General features: G+C 49.9%; 14 protein-coding genes and 1 pseudogene. 13 read left to right on the forward strand and 2 right to left on the reverse strand.

What is annotated here, in order from left to right; genetic code table 11:
* On the forward strand, positions 1 to 1,539 hold a 1,539-nt coding region (locus AQR02_RS33830), incomplete at its 5' end, for a cation-translocating P-type ATPase (protein WP_245237239.1).
* A gap of 70 nt (positions 1,540 to 1,609) precedes the next feature.
* On the opposite strand, the gene AQR02_RS08875 is transcribed toward AQR02_RS33830, so the two are convergent.
* The gene (locus AQR02_RS08875; RefSeq protein WP_054940252.1) at positions 1,610 to 2,518 is read right to left on the reverse strand and encodes a C40 family peptidase; all 909 of its coding nucleotides are present in this window, start codon (positions 2,516 to 2,518) and stop codon (positions 1,610 to 1,612) included.
* 342 nt (positions 2,519 to 2,860) lie between these two features.
* Here AQR02_RS08875 and AQR02_RS08880 point away from each other — a divergent pair, with 342 nt between their 5' ends.
* From AQR02_RS08880 to AQR02_RS08890, 3 genes are all read left to right on the forward strand, one after another.
* Positions 2,861 to 3,937 (forward strand): ABC transporter substrate-binding protein, encoded by a 1,077-nt coding sequence (locus tag AQR02_RS08880; protein ID WP_054940253.1) that lies wholly within the window; start codon positions 2,861 to 2,863, stop codon positions 3,935 to 3,937.
* A 68-nt stretch (positions 3,938 to 4,005) separates the two neighbouring features.
* Positions 4,006 to 4,932 (forward strand): ABC transporter permease, encoded by a 927-nt coding sequence (locus tag AQR02_RS08885; protein WP_054940254.1) that lies wholly within the window; start codon positions 4,006 to 4,008, stop codon positions 4,930 to 4,932.
* Positions 4,919 to 5,713 carry an ABC transporter ATP-binding protein gene (locus AQR02_RS08890; protein ID WP_054940255.1) on the forward strand — a complete coding sequence of 265 codons (795 nt, stop codon included), beginning with the start codon at positions 4,919 to 4,921 and terminating at the stop codon, positions 5,711 to 5,713. Before AQR02_RS08885 ends, AQR02_RS08890 begins: the two co-directional genes overlap by 14 nt.
* A gap of 121 nt (positions 5,714 to 5,834) precedes the next feature.
* Here the strand turns inward: AQR02_RS08890 and AQR02_RS08895 are convergent, their stop codons facing one another.
* The gene (locus AQR02_RS08895) at positions 5,835 to 6,917 is read right to left on the reverse strand and encodes a GntR family transcriptional regulator (protein WP_054940256.1); all 1,083 of its coding nucleotides are present in this window, start codon (positions 6,915 to 6,917) and stop codon (positions 5,835 to 5,837) included.
* A 292-nt stretch (positions 6,918 to 7,209) separates the two neighbouring features.
* Here AQR02_RS08895 and AQR02_RS08900 point away from each other — a divergent pair, with 292 nt between their 5' ends.
* The 9 genes and pseudogenes from AQR02_RS08900 to AQR02_RS08940 all read left to right on the forward strand — a co-directional run.
* Positions 7,210 to 8,823, forward strand: a complete 1,614-nt coding sequence (locus AQR02_RS08900; RefSeq protein ID WP_054940257.1) for a xylulokinase — start codon at positions 7,210 to 7,212, stop codon at positions 8,821 to 8,823.
* Between the two features lies 1 nt (position 8,824).
* Positions 8,825 to 9,520 (forward strand): L-ribulose-5-phosphate 4-epimerase, encoded by a 696-nt coding sequence (locus AQR02_RS08905; RefSeq protein ID WP_054940258.1) that lies wholly within the window; start codon positions 8,825 to 8,827, stop codon positions 9,518 to 9,520.
* Between the two features lie 34 nt (positions 9,521 to 9,554).
* Positions 9,555 to 10,979, forward strand: coding sequence for an L-arabinose isomerase (gene araA / locus AQR02_RS08910; protein WP_054940259.1), 1,425 nt, complete (start codon positions 9,555 to 9,557; stop codon positions 10,977 to 10,979).
* 177 nt (positions 10,980 to 11,156) lie between these two features.
* On the forward strand, positions 11,157 to 11,948 hold the full coding sequence (locus AQR02_RS08915) for an SDR family oxidoreductase (RefSeq protein ID WP_054940260.1): 792 nt from the start codon (positions 11,157 to 11,159) through the stop codon (positions 11,946 to 11,948).
* Positions 11,949 to 12,235: 287 nt separating this feature from the next.
* A complete protein-coding gene (locus AQR02_RS08920) occupies positions 12,236 to 12,958 on the forward strand; it encodes an MgtC/SapB family protein (RefSeq protein WP_054940261.1) in 723 nt (240 codons plus the stop codon).
* A gap of 84 nt (positions 12,959 to 13,042) precedes the next feature.
* A complete protein-coding gene (locus AQR02_RS08925) occupies positions 13,043 to 14,032 on the forward strand; it encodes an aldose 1-epimerase (protein WP_054940262.1) in 990 nt (329 codons plus the stop codon).
* 287 nt (positions 14,033 to 14,319) lie between these two features.
* Positions 14,320 to 16,068 carry an LTA synthase family protein gene (locus AQR02_RS08930; protein WP_159067714.1) on the forward strand — a complete coding sequence of 583 codons (1,749 nt, stop codon included), beginning with the start codon at positions 14,320 to 14,322 and terminating at the stop codon, positions 16,066 to 16,068.
* Positions 16,069 to 16,256: 188 nt separating this feature from the next.
* Positions 16,257 to 17,270 (forward strand): substrate-binding domain-containing protein, encoded by a 1,014-nt coding sequence (locus tag AQR02_RS08935; RefSeq protein ID WP_054940264.1) that lies wholly within the window; start codon positions 16,257 to 16,259, stop codon positions 17,268 to 17,270.
* 24 nt (positions 17,271 to 17,294) lie between these two features.
* Positions 17,295 to 17,482 (forward strand): annotated as a pseudogene (locus AQR02_RS08940) (sensor histidine kinase); the annotation flags it as partial.

The following is a 17,482-nucleotide window of genomic DNA, read 5'->3' on the forward strand; positions in this document are numbered from 1 at the left end:
AAGGATTCGAAAAGTGCAAAAACGAAAAGTGGTAAAGCAATCATCGGCGACCCGACAGAGACTGCACTGGTTGATTATGCACTGAGTATCGGGGTGGATAAGCGCGAGCTGGAGAAGCGGTATCCCCGGAAAAGAGAGCTGCCTTTTGATTCGGACCGTAAGTTAATGACTACAGTCAATGCGCAGGAGCAGGGCGGGAAATTCCGCGCCTATACCAAGGGCGCACCCGATGTGCTGCTGTCCAAGTGCAGCCATATCTACGAAGACGGCCATGTCATCCCCCTGACAGAAGAGCACTCCCGGCAAATTACAGCACACAATAAGCAACTGGCTGACGAGGCGCTGCGTGTTTTGGCTTTTGCCTACCGTGATTATGGAGACCTTCCTGGTGAGATGACGCCGGAGAGCGCTGAGACGGAGCTTGTATTCATCGGGCTATGCGGGATGATTGACCCGCCACGGGATGAGGTCCGTGATGCGGTAGCCGTCTGCCGCAAGGCGGGCATCCGCCCGATAATGATTACCGGCGACCACAGGGATACGGCCGCGGCCATCGCCAAACGACTGGGCATCATTGACGATGACCGCAGTGTGCTGACCGGCCGGGAGCTGGATAAGATCAGTGAAGCTGATTTTGCCGAGAAGGTGACCGATTACTCTGTTTATGCGCGTGTCTCACCTGAACATAAAGTGCGGATCGTCAAAGCCTGGAGGCAGAAGGGTAAGATTGTCGCCATGACCGGAGACGGGGTGAATGATGCACCGGCGCTGAAATCTGCGGATATCGGTGTCGGCATGGGAATCACCGGAACGGATGTGGCTAAAGGTGTCTCCGATATGGTGCTTGCCGATGATAATTTTACAACGATTGTAGTTGCTGTTGAAGAAGGGCGAAAGGTATACAGCAATATCCGTAAAGCTATTCAGTTCCTGCTGTCCGCGAACCTCGGGGAAGTGCTTACCTTGTTCATTGCGACGATGATTGGCTGGCGCATTCTTGAGCCGATTCATATTCTCTGGATCAATCTGGTGACGGACACCCTGCCTGCATTGGCACTTGGACTGGAGAAGGCCGGGGAAGATGTAATGAAGCGAAAGCCCCGCGAATCAAGCAGTAGCATTTTTGCCGGCGGAGTGGGTGTCGGTATTGTGTATCAGGGAATTATTGAAGCAGGGCTGACCCTGCTGGTCTATTACTGGGCGCACACGCATTATAATGAAGGCGTTGCGGTTACGATGGCATTTGCCACTCTTGGACTGCTGCAGATCACTCATGCCTTTAACGTCAGATCCAATACCAAATCACTATTCCAGATCGGATGGTTAACCAACCGCTTTATGCTGGGAGCATCCGTAATCTCAGGCCTCCTGCTGGTGCTTGTGATTATCATTCCGGGATTGAATGATTGGTTTGGCGTGGAGCATCTGAGCGGCCTGCAATGGGGAATTGTCTGCGGTGCTGCTATAGCTATAGTAGTTATAGTGGAAATCGTAAAGCTGTTCCTCCGGATGAGCGGCAAAGGAAAGACCTGGGATTAATATACAAAAGAGCCTGGTAGTCCAGTTGCGGACTCCAGGCTCTTTTGCCATCGAAATGCGGTCATAAGGATTAAAGCACACGCTGCATATGCAGAATAACATCATGCCAGTAGCCGGTGTCGAGCTCGCTGATTTGTACGCCGGGTTCACCCCAGGTATGGATGAATTTCCCGCCACCGATATATATGCCGACATGGCCTGGTACAGCGTCACTCTCAAAGCGTCCGGGCACCGTGAAGAAAATCAGGTCACCGGTCTGCAGATTATCGCGGCTTACCCTCCGGCCGATATTGTCCTGATCTCTAGCCAGCCGCGGCAGAGAGACACCGAATTTTTTAAATACATGTCTGGTAAAAGAAGAACAGTCAAATTTTTTGGTTTCCTCGTAAGGGCCGGCACCGAAATCATATGGTACACCTAAGAACTTTCTGGCATAATCCACCAGTTCACCGGTGTCAACATTCGAAGCACTCTGGATTCGCAGCGTTTTAGAACCATCGGTATCTTTGTCTCTCGGGGGAGCAATATTGATCTCCCCGCTGCTCGGATTCCAGCCCACTTCAGTCTGGAGCAGCTTGGACAGTGCAGTAGGCGTAATGTAGATTTGACCGTCGCGGCGAACCGGCGCATCCGGTAAAGTGATTTTCTCACCTAAAGAAAAGACCTGGACTGAATCCGGCTTTAACATGTACATCACGTCAGTGTAGCCGATTTTGGCATATCCTCCGCTGGAAGTGTCATCCTTCATCCGGTAGCCAATAGAAGCAGCCGCCGGCTTCAGCGGAATCCAGTACTTGTTTTGCTTGTCGGTAATGGATGATTTCTCGTAATAGCTGCCTACAAAATTTCCGGCCGGGTTAACAGCGTTCACTTTAGGCTTTGTATCGGTTTTGTAATATCCGCATGCGCTGCCAGTGAGGGAAACCGCCAATAGTATTGCTGCGGTGGCAACTGATTTTTTCTGTGCAGAAATTGTCATAAGTCACGCTCCATCTTCATACTGTAGGTTAAGTTTGCGCAGCCGGGCGTTGTTTCATAAGATCGGATGTAGTAAACATCTTGGATAAACTTCCTGATCCTGCAAGAAAAAGCTGCAATGATAATGGGGGCTGCTGGATTCAGCACGGATTGTAATATCTGGATCATTCATAAATGATTGACGGATAAACAACGTCCATATAATATTAGTTAATAGATTTGCTGTATGAAATGGGAGATTCGTGTGAACTGTCGCTTTAATGCTTTTATCTTTAAAAGCGATAATGCTGAGTCGCTCACTTTGATGCACGCGCTGATACCGTATATGAAAAGGGGTTATTTGATGAAGAAAAAGAATATTTGGGCAGGTCTAAGCCTTTGTTTGATGCTCGTAGCTGCAGGCTGCGGAAACAACAATGCAGCGAACACAGAAAATGCTGCTAACGCTGGGAATTCACCGGCAACAACTACCAATGCCCCTGCTAATGCCGGAGCCGGTGATGCCAAATCCTATAAAATTGCAATCTCCCAATATGTTGAGCATCCTTCTTTGGATGCCACACGTGAAGGGTTCCTGGCCGCACTCAAGGACGCCGGAATCGTTGAAGGTGAGAACCTTAAGGTGGATCTTGAGAATGCTCAGGCCGATCAGGCTAACAACTTGTCCATCGCGCAGAAGATTGCCGGAGATAAGAATGATCTCGTCCTGGGGATTGCAACACCATCCGCACAGGCAGTGGTGCAAAATGTCAAAGACACGCCGATTTTGTTCGCAGCGGTTACGGACCCCCTGGATGCTAAGATTGTCACCGACCTGGAACATCCGGGTGGCAATGTTTCCGGCGCATCCGACACGAATCCGGAAGCCATTACCCGGCTGATGAACTTCATTGCAACGCAGTTCCCTAACGTGAAGAAGCTTGGCCTTGTGATCAATGAAGGTGAGCCGAATGCTGTCGTAATGGCGGATATCGCTAAGGAAGAGCTGGACAAACACGGCATCGAGCTGGTGAAGGCGGCGATCACGAATACTTCCGAAGTGAAGCAGGCGGCAGGATCCCTCGTCGGCCGTGTAGATGCCTTCTATATCACCCTTGATAACTCAGTCGTGAGCGGTGTGGATGCAATCATCCAGACGGCAAATGACAACAAGATTCCATTCTTCTCGGCTGACCGCGACACGGTTGAGAAAGGCGCTTTTGCTACAGTCGGCTTTAAGTATTATGATCATGGCTACCAGGTTGGTGAAATGGCTGTTGAAGTGCTTAAGAACGGTACCAGCCCTGGTGAGATGAAAGTGACTATGCAGGAGAAGCTGGACCTGATTCTTAACCTGAAAGCAGCAGCAGCCCAGGGTATCGAAGTCACAGATGCCATGAAAGCTGAAGTCGCCGATCAGTCGAGCAATATTATTCAATAATAGTCAGACATCATAATGGGGCGAATCCCGGCGGGACGCCCCTTGCCGCTTGAGGGAGGAAGTCACCTATGTATAATTCAATGCTTGGAGCCGTGGAAATGGGCCTCTTGTACGCTTTTATGGCTTTAGGGGTATATATTACGTTCCGGATTCTCGATTTCCCGGATTTAACCGTGGATGGAAGCTTTACCACCGGCGGTGCAATTGCCGCTGTGATGATTACAAACGGTTATTCACCATGGCTGGCTACTCTGTGTGCGCTGGCAGGTGGAATGCTGGCCGGTATGTGTACAGGCCTGCTGCATACCAAAGGTAAGATTAACGGACTGCTGTCAGGAATTCTGATGATGATTGCGCTTTATTCGATAAACCTGCGGATATTGGGCAAACCGAATGTTTCGCTGATGGGTGAAACTACATTATTCAGCTCGATTAACCCGCTGCTTGTAATGCCGTTTGTTGTAATCCTGGTTAAGGTTCTAATGGATCTGTTTCTGCGGACTGACCTGGGACTCGCTCTGCGGGCAACAGGAGACAATGCGCGGATGATCCGCAGCTTTGGCGTGAACACCGATACTACGACTATTCTCGGCATCAGCCTGTCGAATGGGATGGTGGCGCTCTCGGGCGCACTAATCGCCCAGTATTCCACTTTTGCCGATTCTTCTATGGGTATAGGAATGATTGTTATCGGTCTGGCTTCGGTTATTATCGGGGAAGCTATCTTTGGAGCCGGCAGCGTATTCCGGGCCACACTGGCTGCAGTTCTCGGCTCTATCGTGTACCGGATTGTTGTCGCACTGGCGCTGAGAGTTCCTTGGCTGGAGGCCTCCGATCTGAAGCTGATTACAGCGATTATTGTCATTATCGCACTGCTGTTCCCTTCCCTTCAGCGTTATTTCAAAACGAAGAATACAGCACGCAGACGTACGGCCGAGCTTGAAGATCTGGCGCTGCGCAACAAGAAGGGGGGAGCAGCTGATGCTAAAGCTTGATAATGTCTCCAAGCTGTTCAATCCCGGCACGCCGGATGAGAAAATCGCGCTGTTCGGCATTGATCTGGAGCTTCGTGCCGGAGATTTCGTGACGATTATCGGAAGCAACGGTGCAGGAAAGTCTACATTGATGAATGTGATTTCAGGCGTAATGCGGCCGGACCTGGGTGAAGCCCGGATCGACGGAAGCTCTATCAGCCACCTGCCAGAGTATCAGCGTGCCCGCTGGATCGGGCGGGTCTTCCAGGACCCGATGGCTGGAACAGCGCCGCATATGACGATTGAGGAGAATTTGGCGATGGCTTACAAGAGAGGCCAGAAACGCGGATTATCCTTTGGCGTGAATGCCGCCAGACGGTCTATGTTCCGCGAACAGCTGAGCCGCCTGGGGATCGGGTTGGAGAACCGGCTGCGCGCCAAAGTGGGGCTCCTGTCCGGCGGGGAGCGGCAGGCGCTTAGCCTGCTGATGGCGACCTTTACCCAGCCGCGAATTTTGCTGCTGGATGAGCATACGGCAGCGCTCGATCCTGCCCGTGCGGAACTGATTACCAAGCTGACTGAATCCATCGTCCGCGAGATGAAGCTCACAACGCTGATGGTTACCCATAACATGGAACAAGCAATCCGGCTGGGTAACCGTCTGATCATGATGGATAAAGGATCGGTTATTCTGGATATTGATGAAGAGCGAAAGAAGGATCTGACTGTAGAACGTCTGCTTGGTGAGTTTGAAGCGATCAGCGGACACAAGCTGGCGGATGACCGGATGATGCTCGGCTAACGGACAACATCTAATATATACGATATAAGTTCCCTAAATGAAAATCGCCCTGCATTCGGCCTGTTTGGCCGGGAGCAGGGCGATCTTCTTATATTCTGGCCGAAGCGTGTACCTGTGCAGCTTATCTTTTCCTTACCGTCTCGCCTTCAACCAGCACAGGCTGATAGTAGGTTTGATTGCGCAGATCCTTCTTCCCTTGAAGCTTCTTAATTATCCAGTCGGCGGCATCCCGTCCCATTTGTTCCTGAGGGTGGGTCAAGGTCGTCAGTGTGATGTTCGCATTTTTGGCAATATAAGAATTATCCTGGCCAATAATGGACAACTCTCCGGGAACCGGGATATCCAGTTGTCTGCACACCTGTACGACCTCCAAGCCAACCTCATCGTTATAACAGACAATTGCGGTTAATCCGCCTCTATTTTCAGTCAGGAAGTTCTTTAAGTTTGCCGACAGCTCCTGCTTAGTCTCTGTATAGAAGGAAAGAACCTGTTCCGGGTGAAACCGTAGCTTGGCTTCTCCGAGGGCTTTGATATAGCCTTTCATCCGGTATTTTCCCTGCAAATCATCCATTTTGGCAATGATGCCAATCTGTGTGTGCCCGTTAGAGATCAATTCCTTAGTAGCCAGGTAGCTGGATTGGACGTCATCGAGGCAAAAGAACGGAACCTCCAATTCCTCATAATAAGCATTAATCATGATGAACGGGACATCCTGTTCTTTGAACGACAGGTAGTAGGCGATGTTGGGATTGTACAAATTACTTTTCGTAGGTTCTATGATCAGACCGTCCACCCCAAAGGACAGCATCATCTCCAATGCTTTTTTTTCCTGGGCGACATCATTATTTGTACTGGCCAGCAGCAAAGAATAGTCATCTTCGTTCAATCTGGACTCAATCCCGCGGATAATGGAGGGGAAGATGTAATCAGAGATGTAGGTCGTGATGACCCCGATTGTTTTATTATTGGAATTCCCGCCGGTTTTGGAGCGGAACTGATTGCTGACATAAGTGCCGGAGCCTTTCTCACTTCGCAGGAAACCTTCGTTTGCCAGCTCCAAAATCGCCTTTCGTACCGTCTGCCGGCTGACTTGGTACATTTCCTGCAGTGCGGATTCCGTCGGGATCTGGTTCCCTACGCTGTATGTTCCTGAAAGAATATTGCTTTTTATATCCTCAAGTATGACCTGATACTTTGGTTTCACACGACTCCTTCTTTCCTGGTTGTTCTAATACTACTTTGTCGTTCCGTAATAGTTGTATGTACATATTCTAGCACACTTATAAAAAAATTATAATCCATCGTCTTATTTGTATATATCTTTGAAGATGATTATTAGAAAATTGTCGCTTGATCAGGATATTTGTATGTATAACTATTAAAGTGTGTTGACAAATGTACGAACAAAAAATATACTTGAGCAGTAAATAAGGGAAAGCGCCTTCTTTCAATATTATAGTGAATAAAACAGTTGTTCAGAGAGGAGTAACGTGTGCATGGATCAAGACATTAAACAAGCGATACTCAAGGGAGAAACCTCACTGGGTATCGAATTTGGATCCACACGTATCAAGGCAGTGCTGATTGATCATCGTTTTGAGACAATCGCATCTGGTAGTTATGAGTGGGAGAACCTCCTGGCAGACGGATATTGGACGTACAACTTAGAGAGTATTATCTCTGGTCTGCAAGAGGCATACAGTGGAATGAAGCAAGAGGTTGAACGGAAATATGGAATCACGATCCGGACAGTGGGGTCGATTGGATTCTCTGCAATGATGCACGGCTATATGGCTTTTAACAGCGAGGGTGAGCTGCTTGTTCCGTTCCGGACCTGGCGTAATGCGACTACGGGTGCTGCAGCAAAAGAGTTAACTGAACTATTTAAATTTAACATTCCTGAGCGGTGGAGTATTGCCCACCTGTATCAAGCGATATTGAACGAAGAAGAGCATGTATCACGTATTGACTTCGTTACAACGCTGGCGGGCTATATTCACTGGCTGCTGACCGGCAATAAGGCCATTGGTATCGGTGATGCTTCCGGTATGTTGCCGATTGATGAAGCTACACATGATTTCAATGAAACGATGGTTAAGCAGTTTGACGAACTCGTTGCAGCCAAAGGCTACTCCTGGAAGCTGAAGGATATCCTTCCTGAGGTCAATATTTCAGGTCAGCAGGCCGGTGTACTCACCGCAGCAGGTGCCAAAATTCTAGATAAATCCGAAAACCTGCAGCCGGGTATTCCGCTTTGTCCTCCAGAAGGTGATGCGGGAACAGGGATGGTCGCCACGAACAGTGTAAGAAAGCGGACAGGTAATGTCTCGGTGGGAACTTCGGTCTTTGCTATGCTTGTATTGGAACAGGAGCTTTCAGCAGTATATCCTGAGATTGATATGGTAACTACGCCGAATGGTAATCCGGTCGGAATGGTTCATGCCAACAACTGCTCTAGTGATATCAACGCCTGGCTGGGCTTGTTCCGTGAATTCTATGAAGCCATGGGACAGAAGGCGGATGTCAATCATTTATACGGTGTGATGTTCAATAAGGCTTTGGAGGCAGATCCGGACGGCGGCGGCTTGCTTAGCTATGGTTATTTCTCGGGAGAGAATATCACAGGTATAGAAAAGGGACGGCCGTTGTTTGTCCGTTCCCCTGAGAGCCGTTTCAATCTGGCAAACTTTATGCGTACCCATCTATTTACAGCTTTTGGCGCTTTGAAAATCGGAATGGACATTCTGACCAAACGCGAGAATGTCGCCATTGACAGCATTCTGGCACACGGCGGTTTATTTAAAACTCCGATTGTCGGGCAAAAAATTGTTGCAGCTGCGCTGAATGTCCCTGTATCCGTAATGTCGACAGCCGGAGAAGGCGGAGCATGGGGGATGGCCATTCTGGCTTCTTACATGAGTAACAAGGAACAGCAGGAAAGCCTGGAAGACTTCCTCGACCAAAAAGTATTTAAAGATGCTGAGGGCCAGGAAATTTACCCTGACGGCTCTGATGTGAAGGGCTTTGAGACATTTATGGAACGCTACACTCAGGGTCTGGCCATTGAGCAGGCTGCTGTGGATAATCTAGTGGAGAACCGGAGGGGTTAGTGTGTTAGAGCAACTGAAGGAAGAAGTATTTCAGGCGAATCTGGATTTGCCTAAACATGGACTCGTGAAATACACCTGGGGGAACGTGAGCGCCGTTGATCGTGAGAGCCGCTTATTTGTTATCAAACCCAGCGGCGTAAATTACGACGTAATGAAGCCTAGTGACATGGTGGTTGTTGATTTTGACGGCAATGTCGTGGAAGGGGAGATGAGACCGTCTTCGGATACACCGACCCATGCCGTACTGTATAAGCATTATGAGGAGATCGGCGGTATTGTGCATACACATTCGACCTGGGCGACCATTTGGGCTCAAGCAGGCCTGGATGTACCTGTTATGGGGACTACTCATGCAGATACCTTCTATGGTTCTGTGCCTTGTGCCCGGTTCTTAACCCAAGAGGAGATTGACCGTGGTTATGAAGCGGAAACCGGCCGTGTCATCATTGAGACGTTTGAGCAGCGCGGGCTGGATATTTTAGCAGTACCCGGTGTTCTGCTTAAAGGCCATGCTCCCTTCACCTGGGGCAAAGATGCGAAATCCGCAGTCATGAACAGTGTTGTGCTCGAAGAGGTTTCGAAAATGAACCTGTTCGCAAGACAATTGAACAGCTTCGCTGAGGAATTGCCGCAGCGTATTCTGGATAAGCACTATTTGCGCAAACACGGGAAAGACGCCTACTACGGTCAAAAGTAATACAAACCAATAATTCATGAAAAGAGGATGAATAATGTCAACAGCAGGAACTAAGGTATTCTGGTTTGTCGTAGGTTCACAGCATCTGTACGGGGAAGAAGCACTCGCGGAAGTTAAAGCTAATGCACAAGTAATGACGGATGCCTTGAATGAAAGCGGCGTTTTGCCATACCCGCTGGTACTGCAGGATCTGGCAGTCAGTGCAGACAAAATCACTACCCTCATGAAGGAAGTCAACTATCGTGACGAGGTTGCCGGGGTTATTACCTGGATGCATACCTTCTCCCCGGCAAAAATGTGGATCCGCGGGACTAAATTACTGCAGAAGCCGCTGCTTCATCTGGCTACGCAATACAATGAAAGTATTCCTTGGGCTACCATCGACATGGACTTCATGAACCTCAACCAGGCTGCTCATGGTGACCGTGAATATGGATTTATCAATGCCCGTCTGAAAAAACAAAATAAAGTGGTAGTAGGGTACTGGGGACGCGCAGAAGTTCAGAAGCAAATCGCAGAGTGGATGGATGTAGCGGTTGCTTACAACGAAAGCTTCACAATTAAGGTTGCACGCTTTGGCGATAACATGCGTAACGTTGGCGTAACCGAAGGCGACAAGGTAGAAGCGCAGATTCAATTTGGCTGGACCGTTGACTACTTCGGTATCGGCGACCTTGTTCAGTACGTAAATGCTGTAAAAGAAGAAGAAATCGATGCTCTGTTTGCTGAGTATGCGGAACTTTATGACTTCGAATATGGATCATACAGCAAGGAAGCCTGGGAAGCCAGCGTAAAAGTGCAGGCGAGCTATGAGATTGCCCTCAAACGCTTCCTGGATAATGGCGGCTATACCGCCTTCACAACGAACTTCGAAGATCTCTACGGAATGAAACAGCTTCCGGGTTTGGCTGTTCAGCGTCTGATGGCACAAGGATACGGCTTCGCCGGAGAAGGAGACTGGAAGACTGCAGCACTCGATCGTCTGCTGAAAGTAATGAGCCATAACCAGAACACCGGATTCATGGAAGATTATACTTATGAATTGGCTGCCGGTCAGGAATCGATCCTGCAATCCCACATGCTAGAGGTTGACCCGACACTTGCCAGCAATAAACCTAAGGTCCTCGTATCCCCGCTCGGTATCGGCGACCGTGAAGATCCGGCCCGTCTGGTATTTGACGGTAAGGCAGGAGATGGCGTGGTTGTTTCCATGGCTGACTTCGGCACGCATTACAAGCTGCTGATCAATGAGGTTACTGCCTTTGAACCGACAGTTCCTGCTCCAAATCTTCCTGTAGCCCGTGTACTGTGGAACGTGAAGCCAAACTTCCAGGACGGGGTTAAAGCATGGATTGAAAACGGCGGCGGCCACCACACCGTGGTTTCCTTGAATCTGACGACAGACCAAATCGTCACTTATGCCAAGCTGGTTAACCTGGAATACGTAGTAATTAAATAATATAGAAGTTTATCAGCTTCCAAAAGCATTGGGTTCCTTTACAGGACCTAATGCTTTTTTCTTTTGATGACAGGTCATCCGGTTCACTTTCGTGTATGTGAGGTAAAGGTTAAGGAAAGAACATCATATGTCAGCGAAAATTTGCTGGTTCTACTACTGTGAGGAGGAAGCAGAGAGATGACTAATCAAAAGCTTGCAGGCAAGGTAGCGATTGTAACAGGCGGGGGTTCGGGTATCGGACGGGCCTCGGTGCTGGAATTCGCAAGAAACGGTGCCAAAGTCGTAATGCTCGACCGTACTCCGGAACATGCCGAAAAAGTAAAACGGCAGATTGAACAGGAAGGCGGCGAAGCCGTTGTGATTGCCTGTGATATCGAGCACCCGCAGCAGGTGGAAGAAGCGGTGAAGCAGGCTGCCGCGCAGTGGGGGCGGCTGGATATCGTCTTTGCGAATGCCGGAATTAACGGGGCGATGACTCCGATTGAGACGATGGATATTGAAGCCTGGGACCAGACGATTCATATTAATCTCCGCGGTACGTTCGCGACAGTTAAATATGCTATTCCTTATATGAAGGAGAAGGGCGGCAGCATTCTGATCAACAGCTCGATCAACGGCAACCGCGTATTCTCAAATATCGGATTCTCGGCATACAGCACGACTAAGGCAGGCCAGGTTGCTTTTATGAAAATGGCGGCACTGGAGCTGGCGCAATACAAAATCAGGGTCAATGCCATCTGCCCGGGTGCGATCACTACCAATATTGATGACAACACCTATCCATCCGAGGATCTGAAAGAAGTGCAGATTGAAGTGAACTTCCCGGATGGCGGACAGCCGCTGGAGGATGGACCCGGACGGCCTGATCAGGTGGCCAGACTGGCACTGTTCCTGGCTTCAGAAGATTCAGATCACATTACGGGTACGGAAATCTATTGTGACGGCGCAGAATCGCTGCTGCATGGCTAGGTCATTCTAATTCTGGTCAGCCGGGCATAAAATAAACAGAATAGTTCCTTATCTGAAGAAACGGATTCCGTCCACAGCAGACCTGCATAGCCCTCAGCGGCAGATATGAGATACAGTTTGCGGCAGGCCGGCAATGCGTTTCTTCTTGTTATAAATAAACTAAAGCTTTTGCACTGTTTTCAGGTATACTGATCCTATCTGTTTTTTATATGGCTGATGCTTCCGGAGCGAGTTTTGAACGGAGTCAACCAGAGATGATTATGCTAACAAAACTTTTAGGAGGAATTATGAGTATTGATCTGCACACGGAATCCATTGTAAAACTGCTTGTGGCCATGCTGTTCGGGCTGTTCATCGGTATTGACCGGCAATTGAAGCAGAAACCGCTGGGGATTCGGACCAGTATGGTCATTAGTATTGCAAGCTGTCTGGTTACACTTGTCTCCATTCATGCTTATGACAAATTCGGGGGGAACGAGCATCCTAATATGGACCCGATGCGTCTGGCGGCGCAGATTGTCAGCGGGATCGGTTTCCTGGGGGCAGGCGTTATCCTGCGCAGAGGCGGGGATGCAATATCGGGTCTGACTTCTGCAGCACTGATCTGGACGGCTTCCGGGATTGGAATTGCGGTCGGCGCCGGTTTTTATGTAGAAGCGGGTTATGCAGTTGTGCTCCTGATGTTCGCGGTCAATGCAGTCCCGCTCTTAATCAAAGCGGTTGGCCCGGAAGTGCTGAATAAGCATGAAATTTCAGTGAAAATCATTATGGAGCCCAACTATGTCCTGACCGAGGTGATTCAGAAGATTGAGGGGCGGCAGATGACCGATCAGCGAAAAACACGGAGTCCCGGCCGGACCATCCGGCGGATGAAAATTAAAGATCTGGATGACGGCAGACAGCTGATCGATATGGTGCTGTCCGCGCCGGACCGGGATTATGCTACGGAAATTTATTATGATGTGAAGAAAATCGAACATGTGATGAGCGTAGAAGTGGAACAGTTATAAAAATGCCATGTTTCCGCTTACTCAAATGTGTTAATCTATTTAAGAGAGTCATTTTGAGATTATGGAAGGGAGAAGGAAATTACGATGTCAATTACTGCTTATGAAGGACATTATGAGGGAGAGGCTGCAGTCTGGCTGAAGGCTGGACGTTATGAGGCGGCAATCCTGCCGGGGATCGGGGGGAACCTGATCTGTTTCCGCGATACCGAAAACGGTTACCGTTTCCTGCATGAGCCGGGAGCGGAAGAGATGGAAGGGTTCAAGGCCAATCCGGGAATTCACGGGATACCTGTACTGTTTCCTCCGAACCGTTATGAAGACGGGGAGTTCCCCTGGAATGGACAAACCTACCGCTTCCCGGTGAATGAGACAGCAACAGGCAACCATCTGCATGGCTTTTTACATACGGCTGCATGGGAAGTTGAGGAATTCGGCAGCGGTAAAAGTGAAAGCTTCGTCACTGTAGCGATCAAGGTAGATGAGAATCATCCGTCCTATCAATATTTGCCGTTCAAATACACCATCAAGCTGCGCTACACACTCGGTGAAGGCGGCTTGTCCCAGCAGCTGCTGGTGCATAATGACGGTGAAGAACGGATGCCTTGCCTGCTGGCATTCCATACGGCAATCAATGCACCATTCGCGCCGGGAAGCACGGCTCAGGATTACCTGGTGAAGCTGACCATCGGCGAACGCTGGAACCTGAACAATCGCATGCTGCCAACGGGTACCTTCCAGGAGCTGACCGCGGACGAGATTGCCCTGCGTGATCAAGGCGTGAATCCTTTCTACGCAGCAATGGACAACCATTATACTGCTGTGGCTCAGAATGGCCGTAACCGCATGGAGCTTACCGACAGCAAAGCCGGCGTAACCCTGGTCTATGATGTCGGAACCTCGTACAAGCAGTGGATGATCTGGAACAATGGGGCGACCGAAGGCTTCTTCTGCCCTGAGCCGCAGATTAACCTGGTTAATGCGCCGAAGGTGGACCTTCCGGCTGATGAAATCGGTTTGTTTGGCCTTGAGCCGGGCGAATACTGGGAAGAAACCAGCCGTCTGTATGTAAAATAGCAGGGCTTCTCTGGGACAGCATGCTGTGCAGGGACCTATCGTAAGGCGGAATGCAGTGAAGTTTGCTGCGTTCCGCCTTTTTTTGTAGTTTTTGGAGAGATAGGTATACGCTGAGCAGATCCTTGCGCAGAATAGTGGCAGGTGCATGGAGATTTTCCGGCGGGTTTTTAATGCTGTTTTAAGCAAAGTGGCGTATACTACACGTTTAGTATAGATTGGAGTGATTGTACTTGCGTCACACGCTGCGTTCATGGCGGCTTGGCATCCTGCTGCTGAGCTTGCTCCTTATGGGGCTTTTGTTGAATTTGTTTATACAGGCGGCCACACTGGAGCTGAATCTGTTAAAAGTCTTCCTATGGATCGGGGATTATCCCCTGCTTTATGCTGCCGGCAGTCTGTTTTTCTTCTTTCTTCTGCTGGCCTGTTCCGCAATCTTACCTAATCTTTATTTAGGCCCGGTGCTTATCTCCCTGGTATGCGCTGTTCTCGGGATTGCAGATTATAAAAAGCTGACAACCACCGGGGAGCCGCTGTTCCCCTGGGATTTACTGCTGCTCAAAAATGCCGGGGAAATGAGCAAAATTACCAAGGGCATGGTGTCACCGCTGGAACTTTCCGCTGCAGTTCTGCTCGTCGCCGTACTTCTCTGGGTATTGATAAAGCTGCCGAAGACGAAGCTTCGCCTGCCGCTGCGGGTGCTTCTTGCCGGGATTTCCGCTGTGATGCTTGGCGGATTTATAACCATGGTCGGCGGGCAGACGACGCTTGCTTCGTCACTGAAGTACCAGAATATATTCTGGAACCAGAAGGTGAACTACACGCAGAACGGGTTCCTCTTTGCTTTTGCCGGAAATCTGCGGCAGAATCTGCTGGAGCAGCCCGACGGTTACAGCCGTAAGGCCATTGAAGACATCGCTGCCAAATACAGCGCATTACCGGATTCTGCCGCTGCGGGTACTGCTGTAGAGAAGCCGAATATCATCTTTATGATGGATGAAGCCTTTTTCGATCCGACCCGGCTTGGCGGGCTCACCTTCAGTGAGGATCCGCTGAAGTTCATACATCAGGAAGAGTCGGCCACACCTTCCGGTTATCTGCTCTCCCCTGAATTTGGCGGTAATACGGCCAATGTAGAGTTTGAGGCTCTGACCGGGATGTCGATGTATTTCCTTAACGACGGATCGATTCCGTATCAGCAGCGGATAGTCAAGATGGCTACACTGCCTTCCATTGTCAGCATTCTGAAAGACAGAGGCTACCGGGCACTGGCTCTGCATCCGTTTGATGAGACCTTCTATAACCGTAACCGCGTCTATCCGGTGCTGGGTTTCGATTCTTTTACCAGTGAAAAGGATTGGGAGCAAGCAGCCCGGATCACCCCGGACGGTTATATTTCGGACAAGGCTGCGGTGCAGGAGGCTGTGCGTGAGCTTAAGGCTTCAGCCGCCCCGGTGTTCCTGCATCTGGTGACGATGCAGAACCATTTTCCGTTCACCAAAGGACTCAATGGACCGAATACGATTGCTGTCAACGGCGTTCAGGCGGAATATAAGGATGAGCTTGAAACCTACTTCCAGGACACCAAGCTGACAGACGAGGCGCTTGTCTTTCTGCAGCAGGAGCTGAAGACGATTGAGCGGCCGACGATTGCCGTATTCTGGGGGGATCACCTGCCGGCGCTGTCGGCAGGGATCTATTCAGAGGCGGGCTGGGATACCGAGCCGAGACTGAAGCATGAGACGAAGCTGATGATCCTGGCGAACTTTGACATCGGCAATTCTCCGCTGGGGACCCTTAGCCCAGCTTTTCTCGGGCCGGCGGTTTTCCGGCTGTCCGGGCAGGCAATGCCGGCTTACTATAAGCTGCTGGAGCAGGTGCGGGCGGAAATTCCCGGTCTCAGCAAAAGTGTGCTAATCGGCACTTCCGGCCCACTCACCGGGTTGACAGAGGAGCAGCAGAAGCTGCTGGATGACTACCGGCTGGTGGAATATGACATGCTGGAGGGGGAAAACTACTCGGAAAGTCTGCTTTTCTGAAGTACGAGGCAGCGATCACCAAATTAAAGGGCTCACCATACAGGTGGGCCCTATTACTGTTGGCAAGTCGTAGACCTAGTGGTTAATCATGACATGAATCCCACTAAAATTTCTATTTCCTTCCCCGGGTAAACAAGGTATTATGGCGGTAGCTATTTTTCTAAGTTGGTTTTGAAAGGGGTTACAAAGTGAAGAAGCTGTGGCTGGTCTATGTGCTGCTGATCGGAATTTTCCTCATTTATGTATTGAATTACAAGCTGCAGTCAAACAGCACAGATACATGGGAAACCGCAGGACTGCGCGGCAATATTGAAGATAAATATGTGATGGTGACCTTCCAGATCGGTATCGATTACTGGAAAAGTGTCCTCAAGGGTTTTGAGGATGCCGCGGAAGAACTGAATGTATCGGTCGAATACCATGGGTCCACCCAGCATGATGCCAATGAGCAGATGACGGTGCTGGAGCAGATTATTGCCAAGAAGCCGGCCGGTATCGCTATATCGGCAGTGAATTCCAAGCTCTTGACAGAGACGATCAATAAGGCGGTAGACAGCGGAATACCGGTTGTCTTATTTGATTCCGGTGCGCCGGACAGCAAGGCCTATTCATTTCTCGGTACCGATAACTATGATGCAGGGGTAGAGGCCGCGCGAAAAATGGCCGAGCTAACCGGAGGCAAAGGTGAAGTAGCGATTATTACTACACCTGAACAGCATAATCACCAGGAGCGGACAGACGGGTTCAGTATGACCATCCGCAGTGAGTTTCCGGAGATGAAAGTGACTGCCATCAAGGACGGGCGCGGGGATCAGGTTGCCTCCAGAGAAGCCGCAGAGCAGCTGCTTACAGCGTATCCGCAGCTGGATGGGATCTTTGCCACGGAGTCTAATGGCGGGATCGGGGTGGCGGAAGCCGTTGAGAAAATGCAGGGCAGCCGCTCCTTGCTCAAGATTATAAGCTTTGATACGGATAAAGGTACGCTGGATCTGGTCAAAGAAGGGAAAATCGCCGCAACGATGGCCCAAGGCACCTGGAATATGGGATACTGGTCGCTGACAGAGCTGTTCCATTTACACCGGGATTTGCAGGAGGATGCCTCCGCTTATGACAATAATAAGCCGCTGCCGGTACCGGATAAAGTGGATACTGGGATTGATGTGGTCACCCGGGCGAATGTGGATAATTATTATGCCAAATAGGCTGGGCATGGGGAGGAAGGCCAGATGCAGAGGAGCGGCTTAACGATCGAAAAGCTGAAGCTGAACAACATGCCGATCAGGTATAAGCTGATTATCCATTTTCTGCTGATCAGCATCCTGCCGTCGATTGGACTTGGACTATTGATCGGCTGGACGGTAGACCGTAGAGTTGAAGAACAGAGCAGTGAGAACACGATGCAGCTGATCGGCAA

It is taken from the genome of Paenibacillus ihuae, assembly GCF_001368795.1.
Classification (GTDB): domain Bacteria; phylum Bacillota; class Bacilli; order Paenibacillales; family Paenibacillaceae; genus Paenibacillus_AQ; species Paenibacillus_AQ ihuae.